We start from the raw sequence: 17,038 nt of genomic DNA, 5'->3' as shown, positions 1-17,038 counted from the left end.
TATACCCACTGTGCATAGTTCCCCAGCGCCCACCGAAACGGCGAAGGCCGGAATGACGAAGGCCGGAATGACAAAGGCCGAAACGACAAAGGCCCCGCCCCCGGAAACCCGGGAAGCGGGGCCCTCGCCCGTAGCCTTCCTAGAAGCGCCGCGTGATCAGCGCGCGCTTCACCTCCTGGATGGCCTTCGTGACCTCGATCCCTCGCGGGCACGCCTCCGTGCAGTTGAAGGTCGTACGGCAGCGCCAGACGCCGTCCTTGTCGTTCAGGATCTCCAGCCGCTGCTCACCGCCCTCGTCACGCGAGTCGAAGATGAAGCGGTGCGCGTTGACGATCGCCGCCGGGCCGAAGTACTGGCCGTCGTTCCAGAACACCGGGCACGACGAGGTGCACGCGGCGCACAGGATGCACTTGGTGGTGTCGTCGAACCGCTCGCGGTCCTCGGCGGACTGGAGCCGCTCACGCGTCGGCTCGTTGCCCGTCGTGATCAGGAAGGGCATCACATCGCGGTACGCCTGGAAGAACGGCTCCATGTCCACGATCAGGTCCTTGAGGACCGCGAGCCCCTTGATCGGCTCGACCGTGATGGGCTTCTCCGGGCTGATGTCCTTGATCAGCGTCTTGCAGGCCAGCCGGTTGCGGCCGTTGATCCGCATCGCGTCGGACCCGCAGATGCCGTGGGCGCAGGAGCGGCGGAAGGTCAGGGTGCCGTCCAGCTCCCACTTGATCTTGTGGAGGCCGTCGAGGACGCGCTCCTTCGGATCCAGGTCGATCTGGAAGTCCTCCCAGACCGCCTGGTCCGAGACCTCCGGGTTGAAGCGCCGGATCCGGAAGGTGACGGTGATCAGGTGCGAGGCGGTGGCGTCGGCCGCCTCGGGAGCCTGGTCGGACTTCTCAAGCGTGGGGGTGCTCATCAGTACTTACGCTCCATCGGCTGGTAGCGGGTCTGCACGACCGGCTTGTAGTCGAGGCGGATGGACTCGGAGCCGTCCGCGCCCACCTCTCGGTACGCCATGGTGTGCCGCATGAAGTTGACGTCGTCGCGGTTCGGGTAGTCCTCGCGGTAGTGGCCGCCGCGCGACTCCTTGCGGGCCAGGGCGGAGATGGCCATGACCTCGGCCAGGTCGAGCAGGTTGCCGAGCTCGATGGCCTCCAGCAGATCGGTGTTGAACCGCTTGCCCTTGTCCTGGACGCTGACGTTCTTGAAGCGCTCGCGCAGGTGGCCGATCTCCTCGACGGCCTCCTTGAGCGTCTGCTCGGTGCGGAAGACCATGACGTTCTTGTCCATGGTCTCCTGGAGCGCCTTGCGGACCTCGGTGACCCGCTCGGTGCCGGTCGCGTCGCGCAGGTTCTCGACCTGTGCCTGGACGAATCCGGCCGGGTCCTCCGGGAGCTCGACGAAGTCGGCCGTGGCGGAGTACTCCGCGGCGGCGATGCCCGCCCGGCGGCCGAAGACGTTGATGTCGAGCAGCGAGTTGGTGCCCAGGCGGTTGGCGCCGTGCACCGAGACGCAGGCGACCTCGCCGGCCGCGTACAGACCGGGCACGACGGTGTCGTTGTCCGCCAGCACCTCGCCCTGGACGTTGGTCGGGATGCCGCCCATCGTGTAGTGCGCGGTGGGCTGGATCGGGATCGGGTCCGTGTACGGCTCGATGCCGAGGTACGTCCGCGCGAACTCGGTGATGTCGGGCAGCTTGGCGTCCAGCTGCTCCGGCGGCAGGTGGGTGAGGTCCAGGTAGACGTGGTCGCCCTCGGGGCCGCAGCCGCGGCCCTCACGGATCTCCGTGTAGATCGACCGCGAGACCACGTCACGCGAGGCGAGGTCCTTCATGACCGGCGCGTACTTCTCCATGAAGCGCTCGCCGTCCTTGTTGCGGAGGATGCCGCCCTCACCGCGGGCGCCTTCCGTCAACAGGATGCCCATGCGCCAGATGCCGGTCGGGTGGAACTGGAAGAACTCCATGTCCTCCAGCGGCAGCCCGCGCCGGTAGGCGACCGCCTGGCCGTCACCGGTGAGGGTGTGGGCGTTGGAGGTCACCTTGAAGAACTTGCCGCAGCCGCCGGAGGCGAAGACGACGGCCTTCGCCTGGAAGACGTGCAGCTCACCGGTGGCCAGCTCGTACGCCACCACACCGGCGGTGCGCTTGACCCCGTCGACCTCGGTCATCAGGAGGTCCAGGACGTAGAACTCGTTGTAGAACTCCACGCCCTCCTTGACGCAGTTCTGGTACAGCGTCTGGAGGATCATGTGGCCGGTGCGGTCCGAGGCGTAGCAGGACCTGCGGACCGGGGCCTCGCCGTGGTTGCGGCTGTGACCGCCGAAGCGGCGCTGGTCGATGGTGCCGTCCGGGGTCCGGTTGAACGGCAGGCCCATCTTCTCGAGGTCCAGGACCGAGTCGATGGCCTCCTTCGCCAGGATCTCGGCGGCGTCCTGGTCGACCAGGTAGTCGCCGCCCTTGATCGTGTCGAAGGTGTGCCACTCCCAGTTGTCCTCCTCGACGTTGGCGAGGGCGGCGGCCATGCCGCCCTGCGCGGCGCCGGTGTGGGACCGGGTCGGATAGAGCTTGGTGAGCACCGCGGTGCGGCTGCGCTTGGTCGACTCGATGGCCGCGCGCATCCCGGCCCCGCCGGCGCCGACGATGACGGTGTCGTACTTGTGGATCTTCATGAGTGGATACCTCAGCCCCGGGGCCTAGCGGATGTTCGGGTCGAAGGTGAAGATCACCAGAGTGCCGAGCACGATGGTGAATCCCGCCGCCGTGTAGAGCAGCGCCTTCAGCCACAGGCGGGTGTTGTCCCGCTCCGCGTAGTCGTTGATGATCGTGCGCAGGCCGTTCGCGCCGTGCAGCGTGGCGAGCCAGAGCATGATCAGATCCCATGCCTGCCAGAACGGCGAGGCCCAGCGGCCGGCCACGAAGGCGAAGCCGATCTTGGTGACACCGCCGTCCAGCACCAGCTGGATCAGCAGATGGCCCAGGACCAGGACGACCAGCAGGACGCCGGACAGGCGCATGAAGAGCCAGCCGTACATCTCGAAGTTCGTCCGGGTCGCCCTGGGCGTCTTACGGGTGCGGGCCCGCGGCGGCTCGATGACCGGGGCCGGGTGGTCCACGTCGTACGCGCTGACCGCGTCGCTCGCGGGGGTGGTGGTCTCGGCGGACATGTGCGTCAGCTCCCGAACAGTTCGCGCAGCGTGTGCTGGAGGACCGGGTAGAAGGCACCGGCCATCAGCACGACCCAGATACCGACGACGCCCCAGAGCATCTGACGCTGGTACCTCGCGCCCTTGGACCAGAAGTCGACGGCGATGACGCGAAGGCCGTTGAGGGCGTGAAACAGGATGGCGGCCACCAGGCCGTACTCCATCAGGTTCACGACGGGATTCTTGTACGTGGCGACCACGTCGTCGTACGCCTCGGGCGAGACGCGGACCAGCGAGGTGTCCAGCACGTGTACGAACAGGAAGAAGAAGATGAGGACGCCGGTGACTCGGTGAGCCACCCAGGACCACATGCCTTCCCGGCCGCGGTACAGCGTTCCAGCCGGCACGGAAAAACCCTCCGGAAGCGGGATTGGGGCCTGCCGGCTTCGGGGTCGGTCGGGCCCGGCCGGGTACGGTCCACCGGCCCTGGCCATCGTACCGACGTGTTGTCGGAGGGTTGCTCCGGGGGGCTCAAGTGTGATCGATCAAGCACGGACGGGCGATCACGCGATCCGGAACCCGGGCACTTCCGGTGAACGGGACCGATGTCCGGTCAGCCGGACCAGTCTGCCGCGGGCGATGCGCCGCAGCTCCTCGGCGGTGTTGTCCCGCTCCCGCTCGCGCTCGTTGCCCAGCCGGTCCCGGATCCCGGTCAGCAGCCGGTCCAGTCGCTCCTCGGGCAGCAGACCATCCAGACAGATGACGAAAACGTGACCGAATCGACGCTCGTACGCGTCGTGGGCGGCCTGGAGCGCGGTGTGCGCGGCCAGCGCCCCCAGGCTGTCCGCGGGCGGCAGCTCATGGCCGACGACCGACTCGTCCGCGAGCGCCTCGTCCAGATCGGCGGGGGTGAGGTCATAGCTGGCCTCGTCCCCGGCGGCGAGCAGCGCATCCAGGTCCGGGTACGGTCGGTGGGCCGCGATCAGCCGGGCCCAGCGGCGGCTGCCGCAACAGGCGAGTAGCGCGGCCTCGGCCGCGTCGGCGGGGGCGGTGTTGAGCCGGTCGAGGCGGGAGGCGGCGGCGCGGGACCTGGACCTGGACAGCGTGGACTCCTCGGACACGCATGAGGCGCGCATGGGAACGGACGCCCGGGAGAAACGGACCCGGGGGAGGCGTGGGACACATGGGCTGGGCGCGTGAGCAGTACACGCTAACGACGCGGGGAGGCGGGCGTGCCGGAGGGAGCGCGATATCACCCGAACGGGGAGGTTTTATCGCATGCGGTGGACGGCATTCGGGGCGCAGGGCGTTTTTCGGCCATACGCGGCCGAACGCCTGAAGCGGGGAGGCCCGAGGAGGAGGTACACCGCCATGGGATTGCCGCTCAGAGCCACCGGGACCTGCGTCCGCGGCCTCGTCGCGGGGGCCGTCGGCGCGCTCGTCCTGACCACTCTCGGCTGTCAGCAGACGGAGGGCGGGCAGGGCACGCCGGGCACCCGCTCGCCCGCGCGGTCCTCGGCGCACGCCACGACCGCCACCTCGGCGCGGTCCCCCTCGGCCGTCCCGCCGCACCGCACGGCGGCCGCCGCACCGCCCCGCACCATCCCCTCAGTCCGTGACTTCACCCCGGCCTCGGGCCCTGGCTGGCGGCCCGGCGACAACAGCCGGGTGGTGGCCGATCTCAAGGGCCCGCTCGCCGACGAGGCCCGCATGATCGCCGCGGAGCTGGGGCTGCGCACCGCCTCCGGCCCCGCCCGCCGCGGTGACCTCTCCCTGGGCCTCGCCCCGAAGGAGAGCGGTGGCGGCGAGGCGTACACCCTGAAGGTCGCGGGCGGCCGCGCCCTGATCACCGGCCCCGCCGAGGCGGGCGTCTTCTACGGCACCCGCACCGTGAAACAGGCCCTGCGCTCCGGCGGTCAGCTCCCCGAGGGCGTGATCCACGACCGGCCCGGCCGCGCCCAGCGCGGCCTCAACCTGGACATCGCGCGCAAGTTCTACTCGGTCGGGTGGATCGAGGCCCGGATGCGCGAGATGGCCGATCTCAAGCTCAACCAGCTGGCCCTGCACTTCTCGGACGATCAGGGCTTCCGCATCCAGAGCACCAGCCACCCCGAGATCGTCTCGTCCCCGCACCTCACCAAGGACCAGGTCCGGCAGATCGTCGCGCTCGGGCAGCGGCTGCACATCACCGTCATCCCCGAGATCGACTCGCCGGGCCACCTCGGCACCGTCATCCGGGCCCATCCGCAGCTCCAGCTGCGCAACGCGGGCGGCACCACCTTCCAGGGCTCGGTGGACATCTCCAATCCGGCCGCGGCCCGCATCGTCGACGACCTGATGCGCGAGTACGCCCCGCTCTTCCCCGGCCGCTGGTGGCACCTGGGCGCCGATGAGTACCTCGCGCTGACCGTCAAGGACCCCCAGGCGTCGTTCCCCAAGCTGGCGGCCGCCGCCAAGCGGGCATACGGCCCCAGCGCCCGGGTGCAGGATCTGGTCACCGGCTGGCTGAACGACCGGGCCCGGCTCGCGCGGCAGCTCGGCAAGCAGCCCAAGGCGTGGAACGACGGCTTCTTCGCGGGCGGCGTCGTCCAGCCCGCCAAGAACATCGAGGTCGAGTACTGGACGGGACGGCTGAAGGAGACCGCACGGCAGCCGGAGGAGTATCTGAGGGAGGGCCGCGAGATGGTCAACCTGAACGACTCCTTCCTCTATTACGTGCTCGGCCAGCCCGGCGGCTTCACCTATCCGACCGGGGAACGCATGTACGAGGACTGGTCCCCGGCGGTGCTGCGCGGCTCCACGCCCGTCGCCGACAAGAGCCTGACCGGACCCGACCGGATCCTCGGCGCCCGCTTCGCGATCTGGGGCGACCGGCCCGAGGCCCAGACCCCCGCTCAGGTGGCCCAGGGCATCCGGCTGCCGCTCGCGGCGCTGGCGCAGCGGGTGTGGGACCCCGGGAAGCCGCCGCTGAGCTGGTCGGACTTCACCCGGCTCGCGGAGCGGCTGGGGGTCTGAGCGCGGAAACCTCGCGGGCTCCTAGAGCGCTCCGGGAGGGAGAAGAGAAGGACGGTCGGGGCCGCCACCCCCCACAGGAGAGGCCCCGACCGTCGATCAGGAGAGCCTGGAACAGGCTCGTACCCCTTACAGCGTCGCACGCCTCGATTACGTCACACCTCCCCTTGCGCGAAACCGGGGACTTCACCCCGCTGTCCGGGGCCCGATCCGCTCTGGACGGGACCGGTCGGATGCCCGTAACGTGCAGGTCCGCGCTCTGGGCGCGGTCAGAGGCTTATTTTCTCGCGTGGCCCGGAGCGGTCACGTTCCCAGGGGGACTCAAAAGACCATGTATCCGTGTGGGAACTGCCGCGCTGTCGCCGTCGGCCCCGACGGGCGCTGCGCCGCATGCGGGACCTACCAGCAGCAGCTCCAGCAGCCGACCGGCCCCCCGCAGCAGCCGTCCGTCCCGCCGCAGAGCCCGCCGATGCCCGGCGGCTACGGCTACCCGGCCGCTCCGCCGATGGGCATGCCGACCGGTGGGGTCGATCTGCGGCGCGGTCTCTCCACCACGCTCGTCGTGCTGTTCGGGCTGGCGCTGCCCGCGCTCATCTTCCTCCTTGTGGCGCGATCCGGCCAGTACAGCGTGATCGGGGACATGCTGGACGCGGTCGAGGGCAAGTCGGTCTCCATCACCGAGGACGACCTCAACGACGCCGACGACATGTTCACCACGGCCCAGGTCATCTACTCGCTGCTCACCGTCGCGATCGCCGTGGTCTGGGCGATCTGGTTCCGGCGGCTGCGGTTGAACGCCGAGGTCTTCGCCCCCGGCCAGCACCGCTTCAGCAGCGGCTGGGCGGCCGGTTCATGGTTCACCCCGGTGGTCAACCTCTGGTTCCCCAAGCAGATCGCCAACGACATCTGGCGCGCCAGCTCCCCGCAGGGGCCGCAGGCCGTCAGCCGCGGTGTGCTCAACGGCTGGTGGGTCACCTGGATCGTGGCGCTGGTCACCAACGCCGTCGGCGGGATCCGGTACAACCTGCTGCGGGGCAAGGTGGAGGGCGACGACTACGCCCCTTCTCCCTCGGAGGCGAAGAGCGACATCGAGAGCCTGCACTCCATCCTGGCCTTCGACATGTTCGCCATCGTGATCTTCATGGCCGCGGCGGTCCTGGCGCTGCTGCTGGTCCGGCAGATCACCGCGATGCAGGAGCAGCGGGCCTCGCTGCCCCCGCAGATGGCCGGTCCGGCCCCGTATGGAATGCCGTCTGGAATGCCGTCGCCGAACCCGTACGGCTCCCCGGCCCCCGGCTCCGCGCCGTATGGTGCCCCTCAGATGCCGCCGACCCCGCCGCCCGGCCAGCCCGGTCAGCAGTACCCGCCCTACGGGCAGGGCTAGCCCGCGGGTTACGCCGGAATCGACTGGACCACGGATTCTCCGAGTGGGGCAGGAAGAGAGCGTGCAGGGCGACGACGCGGAACTGACCGCCGCGGTGCTCGCGGCGCAAGAAGGGGACGAGACCGCCTTCCGGACCGTCTACCGGTCCGTGCACCCTCGCCTCCTCGGCTACGTACGCACGCTGGTCGGTGATGGCGATGCGGAGGACATCACCTCGGAAGCTTGGCTGCAAATAGCCCGTGACCTGCAACGGTTCAGCGGAGACGCGGACCGTTTCCGGGGCTGGGCGGCCCGGATAGCCCGCAATCGCGCGCTGGACCACATACGGATGCGCGGCCGCCGCCCGGCCATCGGCGGCGATGAGTCGGAGCTGGAGTTCCGGCCGTCCGACGCGGACACGGCCGGTGAGGCGATGGAGTCCATCGGCACCGGCAAGGCGCTCGGGCTGATCTCCCAGCTGCCGCAGGACCAGGCCGAGGCGGTGGTGCTCCGGGTGGTCCTCGGCCTCGACGCCAAGAGCGCGGCCGCGGTGCTGGGCAAGCGGCCCGGGGCGGTGCGCACCGCCGCCCACCGGGGTCTGCGGCGGCTCGCCGATCTGATCGGCCCCGCGGCCGGGGGCGATTCGGTGCTCGACGGGGTCCCGGGGCAACGCGAGTCACACGGCGGCGGCGCAACCAAGCCGGGTGCGGCGAAGTCTGCTGGTGTGACGGATTCACGCGCGCCAACGCAGAAGGACATGTGATGGCCGAAGACCACCGCTACAGCTGGCTGGATGACAGTGCCGCGGAGCGGTTGCTTCGCGGCGAACCGGTCGAGGGGCAGCCTGGAGCTCCCGACGGCCGGGGCGACCAGTCATATGCCGACGCGGAACGGTTGGCGGCCGTGCTCAGCGCCGCCGCCGGCGCGGGTCGTACGGCGGCCCCCTCCGACGCGTCCGCGCTGCCCGGTGAGGAGGCGGCCGTGGCCGCCTTCCGGGCGGCCCGGGTCGAGGCGGAGGCCGTGGCCGGGGCGGGGTCCGTGGCCGGGGCGGGGTCCGTGGCCGAGGTGGCCGACATGGACACGGCCCGGCGGCCGCACCGGATCCGCCGGTTCAGAGAGAGACAGCCGCGGCTGCGGCGCCCGCTGCGCGCGGGCATGGTCGCGGTCGTGGCCGGATGCGCGCTCAGCGGATTCGCGGTGGCGGCAGCCGCGGGGGTACTGCCGACACCGTTCGGGCAGAGCGACCACACTCCGGGCCCCTCGGTGAGCATGCCGGACGGCGGTTCCGGCCGGGACTCCGCCCATCCGGAGATCTCCGAGGACGGCGGTACGACGACGCCTGATCCCAGTGGTTCGGGCGACAACGATGCCAGCGATGTGGGCTCGAACGGCGCCCAGGGCGGAACGGTTTCCTCCGACCCGAAGGGCGGCGGCAAGGGCAAGAACGGCACGTCGAACGGCTCCTCGAAGGGGAAGCCCGGCGTTGCGGGGTGGGCCCTGCGCGTCTGCCCGCGCTACCTGGACTCGGAGACGGGTGTGGGCGCGGGCCTCGACAAGAAGTCGCTGAAGAAGCTGACGAAGGCGGCGGGCGGCGCGTCCGCCATCCACGGCTACTGCACGCAGGCCCTGGCCGACGACGGTGCGGGCAACACCCCGCGCAGCGACGAGAGCACGGGCAGCGGCGGCGGCAGCGGCGGCACGGACAGCGGCAACGGCGGCAACGGCAACGGCGGCAACGACGGGGGCGGCAACGGCAACGGCGGCAACGGCGGCTCCGGCTCCGGTGACAGTGCCGGTTCGGACAGCGGTGGCGACTCCGGCGGCGATCCGGGAAAAGGTGGCGGGGACGGCGACCCGGCCCCGCCGCCCCCTCCGCCGGGCACCACCGACACGCCGACCGACGCCACCACCCCCACGACCGCCGCTGACCCCTTGAAGTCCACGGAGTCGCCCGCATCGGACGACCCCACGACCACCGCGGAAAAGGGTGCCGACTGAGACTCCGGCACCCAGGTGTGACGTTTTTTTCAGCGGTGACGCTGAAAGAAACGGGCCGACTGGTCATCGGCCGCGCGGGAGCCGAGGTTCCCCCCGTACCGACGGCTCCGCGCATTCGGCGCGGGCAGAGCACGTTCCCCCGGCTCTGCCCGCGCCGCCCTGCTTTTTGCGCCTAAACCGGCGCCGCTTTCGCGGACCGGGTCCTCGCCGTCGGGGTTCCTCAATTGATGGTTGCGGGCCTACTTGTAGACGACGACCTTGTCGCCCGCCTTAACCCGGTCGAAGAGGGCGGCGATCTTCTTCTTGTCCCGGACGTTCACACAGCCGTGTGAGGCGCCGCTGTAGCCGCGGGCGGCGAAGTCCGCGGAGTAGTGCACCGCCTGGCCGCCGCTGAAGAACATCGCGTAGGGCATCGGCGTGTGATAGATCGTCGAGACGTGGTCGCGGCTCTTGAAGTTGACCTGGAACAGCCCCTCCCGGGTCGGGGTGTACTCCGAGCCGAAGCGCACATCCATCGCCGACACCACCCGGCCGTTCACCATCCAGGCCAGGGTGCGGCTGGTCTTGCTGATGCACAGCACCCGGCCGGTCAGGCACCGCGGATCGGGCTTGGCCAGCGGAAGGGTGGTCGGCGGGTAGAGCTCGTCGCGCGTGGGCGTCTTGGTCGCCGAGCGCAGTGAGGCCCAGGTGCGCCGGCTCACCGAGCCGGTGGCCGCGAGGCCGTGGCCCCGCTGGTACGCGCTGACCGACGCCTGCGTGATCGTGCCGAAGTACCCCGTCGGGTTCCGGTGGAAGAGGCCGAGCGCGCGCAGCCGGGCCTGGAGCTCGCGCACCCGGTCCCCGCTGGTGCCGAAGGGGATCACCGGCGGGGCCACCCTCGGCGCGGTGCGCCGCGGCGCGGGAGGGGCCGTGGCGCGCGGCGGGCGCACCGCCACCCGCTTGGGCTTGGCCTTGTGGGTGTACGTGCGCTGCGGCCGGGGCGGCGTCTCGCGCGCGGGCGCGCTCGTACTGGCCCGGGCCTGGGGCCGTTCCTGCCCCCGGCCGTTCACGGTCGCCTCTCCCGGCCGGCACCCGGCGACCAGTGCCGCCGCCGTGGCCGTGGCCAGCGCGGTGCCGACCACCGCTGTCCGGTGCATCCGAACCCCTCCCCTGATCTTTTTGCTCTGAATGCTTCCCGGGGCTGCCGTGGGGCGAACATCGACGCATGCTGTGAACAAGGCCCCGTACCGGGAGAACGCCCGGTATCAGCCATCAGGAGGCGTGACCCATGGCGCGCGAGTCGGAGTCGGGATTCCCCGTCGAGCCGGTGTACGGGCCCGGCGCGCTCAGCGGCTGGGACCCCGCCGGGCGGCTGGGCGAGCCGGGGGAGTACCCCTTCACCCGCGGGGTCTATCCGACGATGTACACCGGCCGCCCCTGGACGATGCGGCAGTACGCGGGGTTCGGCACCGCCGCCGAGTCCAACGCCCGCTACCGGCAGTTGATCGAGCACGGCACCACCGGGCTGTCGGTGGCCTTCGACCTGCCGACCCAGATGGGCTACGACTCCGACGCGCCCCTCGCGCACGGCGAGGTCGGCAAGGTGGGCGTGGCCATCGACTCGATCGAGGACATGCGGGTGCTGCTGGACGGCATTCCGCTGGACCGGGTCTCGACCTCCATGACCATCAACGCGCCCGCGGCCCTGCTGCTGCTCCTCCACCAACTCGTCGCCGAGGAGCAGGGCGTGTCCGGGGCCCGGCTGACCGGCACCATCCAGAACGACATCCTCAAGGAGTACATCGCCCGCGGCACCTACATCTTTCCGCCCGTCCCCTCGCTGCGGCTGGTCGCGGACACCTTCAAGTACTGCAAGGCCGAGCTGCCCAAGTGGAACACCATCTCGATCTCCGGCTACCACATGGCGGAGGCCGGGGCCTCGCCCGCGCAGGAGATCGCCTTCACCCTCGCCGACGGCATCGAGTACGTCCGTACGGCCGTCGCCGCGGGGATGGACGTCGACGACTTCGCGCCCCGGCTCTCCTTCTTCTTCGTCTCCCGCACCACGCTGCTGGAGGAGGTCGCCAAGTTCCGGGCCGCGCGGCGGATCTGGGCGCGGGTGATGCGGGAGGAGTTCGGCGCCCGCGATCCGAAGTCCCAGATGCTGCGCTTCCACACCCAGACCGCGGGCGTCCAACTCACCGCCCAGCAGCCCGAGGTGAACCTCGTACGGGTGGCCGTCCAGGGCCTGGCCGCCGTCTTCGGCGGCACCCAGTCGCTGCACACCAACGCCTTCGACGAGGCCATCGCCCTGCCGACCGACACCTCGGCCCGGCTGGCCCTGCGCACCCAGCAGGTGCTGGCGCACGAGACCGATGTGACGGCCACCGTGGACCCCTTCGCGGGCTCCTACGCCGTGGAGTCGCTGACCGACGCCGTCGAGGAGGCGGCCGTCGATCTGATGCGGCGGGTCGAGGACCTGGGCGGTGCGGTGGCCGCCATCGAGCGGAACTTCCAGAAGGAGGAGATCGAGCGGAACGCCTACCGGATCGCCCGGGAGACGGACGCGGGTGAACGGGTGGTGGTGGGCCTGAACCGCTTCCAGCTGGCGGAGGAGGCGCCGTACGAACCACTGCGGGTGGACCCCGAGATCGAGGCCCGGCAGCGCGACCGGCTCACCCGGCTGCGCGCGGAACGCGACCGGTCGGCGGTGAGCGCGGCGCTGTCGTCCCTGCGGAAGGCCGCCGAGAGCGAGCCGGGCACGGCCAATGTGCTGTACCCGATGAAGGACGCGCTGGCGGCGCGGGCCACGGTTGGTGAGGTCTGTGACGCGCTGCGGGAGGTGTGGGGGGCGTACAAGCCGGTGGACGCGTTCTGAGCGAGCGGTTCGGGCTGCCGGATGCCGGGTCGCCCCGGCTGGGCTGGGCGGCGGGCGCCGGGGCATCGGGGCGTGGGTACGGAGCTGTTGTCGGAGGGCTGGGCGACACTGGACCCATGTCGTCGTCACCCCGCCGCACCTGCCCGGTCTGCACCCGAGAGATCGCGGTCGTCGGCGGGCGCTTCGCCCGCCATGACCCGCCGGGGCGGCGCTCCGCGTACGAGCTGATCTCCTGCCCCGGCTCGCGACGGATCGCGCCGCTGCTCACGACTCCGCCAAAGCTGTTCGGCGAGGAAGAGCCCCCGACGCCGGGCCAGCAGTCCCTGTTCTAGCCCGCTGACGCCTGCGGCGGGCTGCCCCCCCACCCCGCCCCTCCCCGGAACCGGGTCTCCGCCCCGGACCCCGCCCGGATGCGCGCGGACGTCCGCTGCGTCGGCGTGCCGACCGCGTTCACGGCGGCCATGGTCGGCCCCGGGGTCCGGGGGCGAAGCGAAACCGGGGCTCCGCCCCAGGCTCCGTTCAACCGCCGCACCAGCGTGCCGACTGCGCTCGGCCAGCTGGTGCAGGTGTTCGCAGCGGCGACGGTCGCCTCGCCGACCCCCGGGGGCCAGGGGCGGAGCCCCTGCCACGCGGCGGAGCCGCATATCGATGCTGCGGGAAGGGGCGGGGAGGGGCGGGGAGGGGAAAGACCCACCGGCCGCGCTACGCCGCCCCGCCCAGCAGCCGCGAGGCGATCGTCACCCCCGGGCTCGCCTCCGTCAGCGCCTCCATGAGCTGGTCGCCGGCCGCCTTGAGGGCCGTGTCGTCCATCGGGCCCAGGGCGTCCAGGACGAACATCGCCCGGGTGGTGTCATGCGTGAGCCGGGTGCGGGTGCACTGGCGCCAGTTCCAGCGGCGGCAGGTGGCGCCCGTGTCGTCCCGCCACACCACCTCGCCGGGCGCCGGGTGCTCGACCACGGGCTCGCCCCCGGCCGTCGTCTCGAAGGTCTCGTCGCCCTCGGCGCGCACCAGCCGGGCCGCGCCCACGTAGTGGTCGAGGTCCTCGCCGCCGAGCGGGATCACATGGCCGACCGAGATCGCGTTGTAGATGTCGGTCAGCCGGTCCACCCGGGGCAGCCCGGCGGACAGCCGCCGCAGCAGGGCCTCCGCGCTGGGCCGGGTGCGCTGCGGCTTCGCGCCGAAGGCGCGGAACGCCTCGCGCCAGGCGGCCAGATGCGGATGCTCCTCCACCGGCCCGTCCCCGAACCGCTCCCGCGCCGCCGACTCGGCGTCGGCCAGGAGCCGCTCGCTCAGCTCGTCGCTGGGCCCGGGAAGCAGCCCCTCGGCGGTGATGAGCAGCGCCCGGTAGTCGGGGCGCAGGGCGAGTACGGCGGGGTCGATGGTGGCGGATTCCAGCCAGGCTGCGGCGTCGAACGTCATGTGGTCCACTATGGCATACACTGCGGTGCAGTGTGCTGTACGGCTTCGGGGGCCATCCCCACCCGGGAGACGGCGGGTGCCCCGATGGTGGCGTATGGCCGGAAGCGGAACGCTCTACGCATGACCACACATACTTCCGGCTCCGGCCCGCGCCGCCGGACCCTGCTGGCCGCCACCGCCCTCGCCGCCTCAGGGGTGGGGGCGGCGCAGCCGAGGGCGGTCGCCGCCCCGGCCGCGCGGCGCGTGCGGCTGACGCTGCCCGTGCCCAGCGGGCCGTATCCCGTGGGCACGGTCTCCCACCGCCTCGTCGATCACGGCCGGCCCGATCCCTGGGTCGCCTCCCGGCCGTCGCGTGAGCTGATGGTCAGCGTCCGCTATCCGGCCAGGGACGTCGGGCGGTATCCGCGCGCCGCGCAGATGTCGCCGGGCGAGGCGGCCGGTTTCGACCGACTGAACAACTTCGGGGGCGTGCCGCGGGGCAGCGTCGACTGGGCGGCGACCCGCACCTTCGCGCACCAGGGGGCTCCGCCCGCGAGGGCACGCCGGGGCGCCGCGGACCCGGTGGTGCACCCGGTGGTGCTCTACTCGCCCGGCGTCGGCGACCCGCGCTCGCTGGGTACCACGCTCACCGATGAGCTGGCCTCGCGCGGTTATGTCGTGATCTGTGTCGACCACACCTACGACGCGTCGGCGGTCGAGTTCCCGGACGGCCGGGTCGAGACCAGCCGGCTGCCGGAGGAGTACGAACGGGCCGAGCGCGAGGGCACGGTCGTCGAGCTGCTGCGGAAGACCTGTGCGGTGCGAGTGGCGGATCTTCGCTTCGTTCTCGACCGGCTGGAGGCGATCGTCCCGACACCGCTCGCCCCGTCCGCCATCGGCGCGTTCGGGCAGTCGGCGGGCGGCTTCGCGGCCCTTCAGGCGATGCACGACGACCGGCGGATCGCGGCGGCCGCGAATCTGGACGGGCTGCTGGCCTACGTCCAGGAGGATCACGACCCCGGCCCCCTCTCCACGGTCGCCGCGGACGGTGTGGACCGCCCCGTGCTGCTCATGGGCAAGGACGGAAACGACCATCACACCGTGCCGTCGTGGGGCGCGCTGTGGGAGCACGGCTCGGGCCCGCGCCTCGATCTGACGCTGCTCGGTTCGGGCCATGCGACCTACACCGACGCCACCTCGATGCTGCCTCGGATCGCCGCGCGGCTGGGCCTGCCGAAGGAGATGGTGACCGGGGCGATCGGCACGGTCGCCCCCGAGCGGGCGGTGGCCGTCCAGCGCGCGTATGTCTCGGCGTTCTTCGACCGCGAGCTGCGCCACCGCGATGACGACGGTCTGTTGGACGGGCCGTCGGCCCGCTACCCGGAGGTGCGGTTCGTCGACTGAGCCTCGCGTCCGGGCCGGGGACCTAGAACAGCCCGAGCTGCGAGGTGAGCAATGCGAGGACGACGACCAGCGACCAGCCGAGCAGATGCTCCAGCCGGTGGTCCTCGCCGTCGGAGGGGCCTCCGGTGCGGGTGTGGAGGCCGGTGCGGCGCGCCGCGATGTCGGTCATGCGGGTGTCCTCTGTGCTCAGCGATGATCGTGATGAAGGTGATGGATGTGATGGACGTGATGAAAGGGGCCACCACCGTTGCCCAGGGTGCGTCGAGCGGCCACCTGGGGTAAAGGGGGAGTGGCCGAACTCACCCGAGGAGGTCCACGGTGACCAGCGTCATTCCCAAGGGTCTGGGCGAGCAGATCCGCGCCCTGGCCGGGGGCGAGGTGACCTCCCGTGCGCTGGTGGAGCAGTCGCTCCAGCGCATCGCCGAGACCCAGCCCACGCTCAACGCGTTCCGCCGCGTCCGCGCCGAGGCCGCTCTGCGGGAGGCCGCCGAGGCGGACCGGCGGCTGGCGGCGGGGGAGCGGCTGCCGCTGCTCGGCGTCCCGCTCGCGGTCAAGGACGACACGGACGTGGCGGGCGAGCCCACCGCCTTCGGCTGCTGTGGCGACTTCCCCGCCAAGGCCGAGGACGGCGAGGCGGTACGGCGGCTGAAGGCGGCCGGGGCCGTGATCGTCGGCAAGACCAACACCCCCGAGCTGGGCCAGTGGCCGTTCACCGAGGGCCCCGCCTTCGGCGACACCCGCAACCCCTGGAGCCCGGAGCACACCCCCGGCGGCTCCTCCGGCGGCGGTGCGGCCGCCGTCGCCGCCGGTCTGGTCCCCGCCGCGCTCGGCTCGGACGGCGCGGGCTCGCTCCGCATCCCCGCCGCCTGGACGCATCTCATCGGCATCAAGCCCCAGCGCGGCCGGATCTCCACCTGGCCGGACGCCGAGGCTTTCAACGGCATCACCTGCAATGGCCCGCTGGCCCGTACGGTCGCCGACGCGGCGCTGCTGCTGCATGTCGCGACCGGCAACTGCGAGGGCGATCTGCACTGCCCCGAGCCGGTGGACGTGCTGTCCGCGGTGGGCCGCGACCCGGGGCGGCTGCGGATCGCCCTGTCGTTCAAGACGGCCTTCACCGGCACCCCGAAGAGGCTGGACCCGGTGGTGCGGGCCGCCGTCGTCCGGCTCGCCGAGCGGCTGGCGGCCCTCGGCCACGAGGTCGTGGAGGCCGAGCCGCGCTACGGGCTCGTGGGCTTCTCCTTCCTGCCGCGCGCCACCGCCGGGCTCACCGAATGGTCCGGCCGGGTCCCCGATCCGCTGCTGCTGGACATCCGCACCCGCGGCGCCGTCCGCAACGGCCGCCTGCTGGGCGGCGCCGCGCTGCGGTGGGCGCGGTCGTACGAGGAGCCGCTGCGGCGCCAGGTCGGGGCGATCTTCGACCGCTTCGACGTGGTCCTCTCCCCGACGACGGCCACGCCTCCGTTGCGGATCGGTGCCATGGCCGGTCTGTCCGGGTGGCGTACGGATCGGGCCATGATCGCGGCGTGCCCGTACGCCTGGCCGTGGAACGTGCTGGGCTGGCCCGCGATGAACGTGCCCGCCGGGTTCGCCGACCCCGCCGCAACCCTGCCCCTGGGCGCCCAGTTCCTCGGCCCGGCCAACAGCGAGCCCGTGCTCATCTCACTGGCGTCCCAGCTCGAGGCCGACCAGCGGTGGTACGAGCGCCACCCACCCGCCCATCACGCGTAACCCGGCGCGGCAGCCGGCCCCGGCCCGCGCGGCCCCGCCGCACCGACGGCGCCGCACACATATGTGGCCAATCTTTCGCTCCCCGACCGTTTCGGTGCACTGGGCGACTGGTTCCGTCTCACTTCGCAGGAGAT

16 protein-coding genes are annotated in these 17,038 nt (G+C 71.7%); 8 read left to right on the top strand and 8 right to left on the bottom strand.

The window, feature by feature from the left end:
- Positions 1 to 139: 139 nt before the first annotated feature.
- From KHP12_RS23815 to KHP12_RS23795, 5 genes are all read right to left on the bottom strand, one after another.
- Positions 140 to 913: a succinate dehydrogenase iron-sulfur subunit gene (locus tag KHP12_RS23815; RefSeq protein WP_037953437.1), complete on the bottom strand. Its 774-nt coding sequence runs from the start codon at positions 911 to 913 to the stop codon at positions 140 to 142.
- Positions 913 to 2,667 (bottom strand): succinate dehydrogenase flavoprotein subunit, encoded by a 1,755-nt coding sequence (gene sdhA / locus KHP12_RS23810; RefSeq protein ID WP_086881039.1) that lies wholly within the window; start codon positions 2,665 to 2,667, stop codon positions 913 to 915. The genes KHP12_RS23815 and sdhA overlap by 1 nt, the downstream gene beginning before the upstream one ends.
- A 24-nt stretch (positions 2,668 to 2,691) precedes the next feature.
- Positions 2,692 to 3,162 (bottom strand): succinate dehydrogenase hydrophobic membrane anchor subunit, encoded by a 471-nt coding sequence (locus KHP12_RS23805; RefSeq protein WP_037953443.1) that lies wholly within the window; start codon positions 3,160 to 3,162, stop codon positions 2,692 to 2,694.
- Between the two features lie 5 nt (positions 3,163 to 3,167).
- Positions 3,168 to 3,548, bottom strand: a complete 381-nt coding sequence (sdhC, locus tag KHP12_RS23800) for a succinate dehydrogenase, cytochrome b556 subunit (RefSeq protein ID WP_037953444.1) — start codon at positions 3,546 to 3,548, stop codon at positions 3,168 to 3,170.
- A gap of 156 nt (positions 3,549 to 3,704) precedes the next feature.
- Positions 3,705 to 4,277, bottom strand: a complete 573-nt coding sequence (locus tag KHP12_RS23795; RefSeq protein WP_086881040.1) for a 2-oxo-4-hydroxy-4-carboxy-5-ureidoimidazoline decarboxylase — start codon at positions 4,275 to 4,277, stop codon at positions 3,705 to 3,707.
- 235 nt (positions 4,278 to 4,512) lie between these two features.
- Between KHP12_RS23795 and KHP12_RS23790 the strand changes: the two genes are divergently transcribed.
- The 4 genes from KHP12_RS23790 to KHP12_RS23775 all read left to right on the top strand — a co-directional run bounded on the left by KHP12_RS23790 (position 4,513) and on the right by KHP12_RS23775 (position 9,514).
- Complete coding sequence (locus KHP12_RS23790) at positions 4,513 to 6,156, top strand: beta-N-acetylhexosaminidase (RefSeq protein WP_211833686.1); 1,644 nt, start codon at positions 4,513 to 4,515, stop codon at positions 6,154 to 6,156.
- Between the two features lie 328 nt (positions 6,157 to 6,484).
- On the top strand, positions 6,485 to 7,537 hold the full coding sequence (locus tag KHP12_RS23785) for a DUF4328 domain-containing protein (protein WP_086881041.1): 1,053 nt from the start codon (positions 6,485 to 6,487) through the stop codon (positions 7,535 to 7,537).
- A 61-nt stretch (positions 7,538 to 7,598) separates the two neighbouring features.
- Positions 7,599 to 8,279, top strand: coding sequence for an RNA polymerase sigma factor (locus KHP12_RS23780; RefSeq protein WP_086881042.1), 681 nt, complete (start codon positions 7,599 to 7,601; stop codon positions 8,277 to 8,279).
- A complete protein-coding gene (locus tag KHP12_RS23775; RefSeq protein WP_211833684.1) occupies positions 8,279 to 9,514 on the top strand; it encodes a hypothetical protein in 1,236 nt (411 codons plus the stop codon). The genes KHP12_RS23780 and KHP12_RS23775 overlap by 1 nt, the downstream gene beginning before the upstream one ends.
- Positions 9,515 to 9,753: 239 nt before the next feature.
- On the opposite strand, the gene KHP12_RS23770 is transcribed toward KHP12_RS23775, so the two are convergent.
- Positions 9,754 to 10,650 carry a L,D-transpeptidase family protein gene (locus tag KHP12_RS23770; RefSeq protein WP_244203517.1) on the bottom strand — a complete coding sequence of 299 codons (897 nt, stop codon included), beginning with the start codon at positions 10,648 to 10,650 and terminating at the stop codon, positions 9,754 to 9,756.
- A 131-nt stretch (positions 10,651 to 10,781) separates the two neighbouring features.
- Between KHP12_RS23770 and KHP12_RS23765 the strand changes: the two genes are divergently transcribed.
- Both KHP12_RS23765 and KHP12_RS23760 read left to right on the top strand, forming a co-directional pair.
- The gene (locus KHP12_RS23765; RefSeq protein WP_086886517.1) at positions 10,782 to 12,371 is read left to right on the top strand and encodes an acyl-CoA mutase large subunit family protein; all 1,590 of its coding nucleotides are present in this window, start codon (positions 10,782 to 10,784) and stop codon (positions 12,369 to 12,371) included.
- A 116-nt stretch (positions 12,372 to 12,487) separates the two neighbouring features.
- Positions 12,488 to 12,703, top strand: coding sequence for a hypothetical protein (locus tag KHP12_RS23760; protein ID WP_210609409.1), 216 nt, complete (start codon positions 12,488 to 12,490; stop codon positions 12,701 to 12,703).
- A gap of 370 nt (positions 12,704 to 13,073) precedes the next feature.
- On the opposite strand, the gene KHP12_RS23755 is transcribed toward KHP12_RS23760, so the two are convergent.
- A complete protein-coding gene (locus KHP12_RS23755; protein WP_210609407.1) occupies positions 13,074 to 13,790 on the bottom strand; it encodes a B3/B4 domain-containing protein in 717 nt (238 codons plus the stop codon).
- A gap of 120 nt (positions 13,791 to 13,910) precedes the next feature.
- Between KHP12_RS23755 and KHP12_RS23750 the strand changes: the two genes are divergently transcribed.
- Positions 13,911 to 15,173 (top strand): alpha/beta hydrolase family protein, encoded by a 1,263-nt coding sequence (locus tag KHP12_RS23750; protein WP_086885938.1) that lies wholly within the window; start codon positions 13,911 to 13,913, stop codon positions 15,171 to 15,173.
- 22 nt (positions 15,174 to 15,195) lie between these two features.
- Here KHP12_RS23750 and KHP12_RS23745 read toward each other — a convergent pair whose 3' ends face one another.
- Positions 15,196 to 15,342: an SCO1431 family membrane protein gene (locus KHP12_RS23745; RefSeq protein WP_106969093.1), complete on the bottom strand. Its 147-nt coding sequence runs from the start codon at positions 15,340 to 15,342 to the stop codon at positions 15,196 to 15,198.
- A 149-nt stretch (positions 15,343 to 15,491) separates the two neighbouring features.
- Between KHP12_RS23745 and KHP12_RS23740 the strand changes: the two genes are divergently transcribed.
- The gene (locus KHP12_RS23740) at positions 15,492 to 16,904 is read left to right on the top strand and encodes an amidase (protein WP_086885937.1); all 1,413 of its coding nucleotides are present in this window, start codon (positions 15,492 to 15,494) and stop codon (positions 16,902 to 16,904) included.
- Positions 16,905 to 17,038: the final 134 nt, after the last annotated feature.

This window comes from Streptomyces asiaticus, assembly GCF_018138715.1.
Lineage (GTDB): Bacteria > Actinomycetota > Actinomycetes > Streptomycetales > Streptomycetaceae > Streptomyces > Streptomyces asiaticus.
The sequence above is the reverse complement of the archived record's forward strand: the minus strand, read 5'-3'. Positions and strand labels throughout refer to the sequence as shown.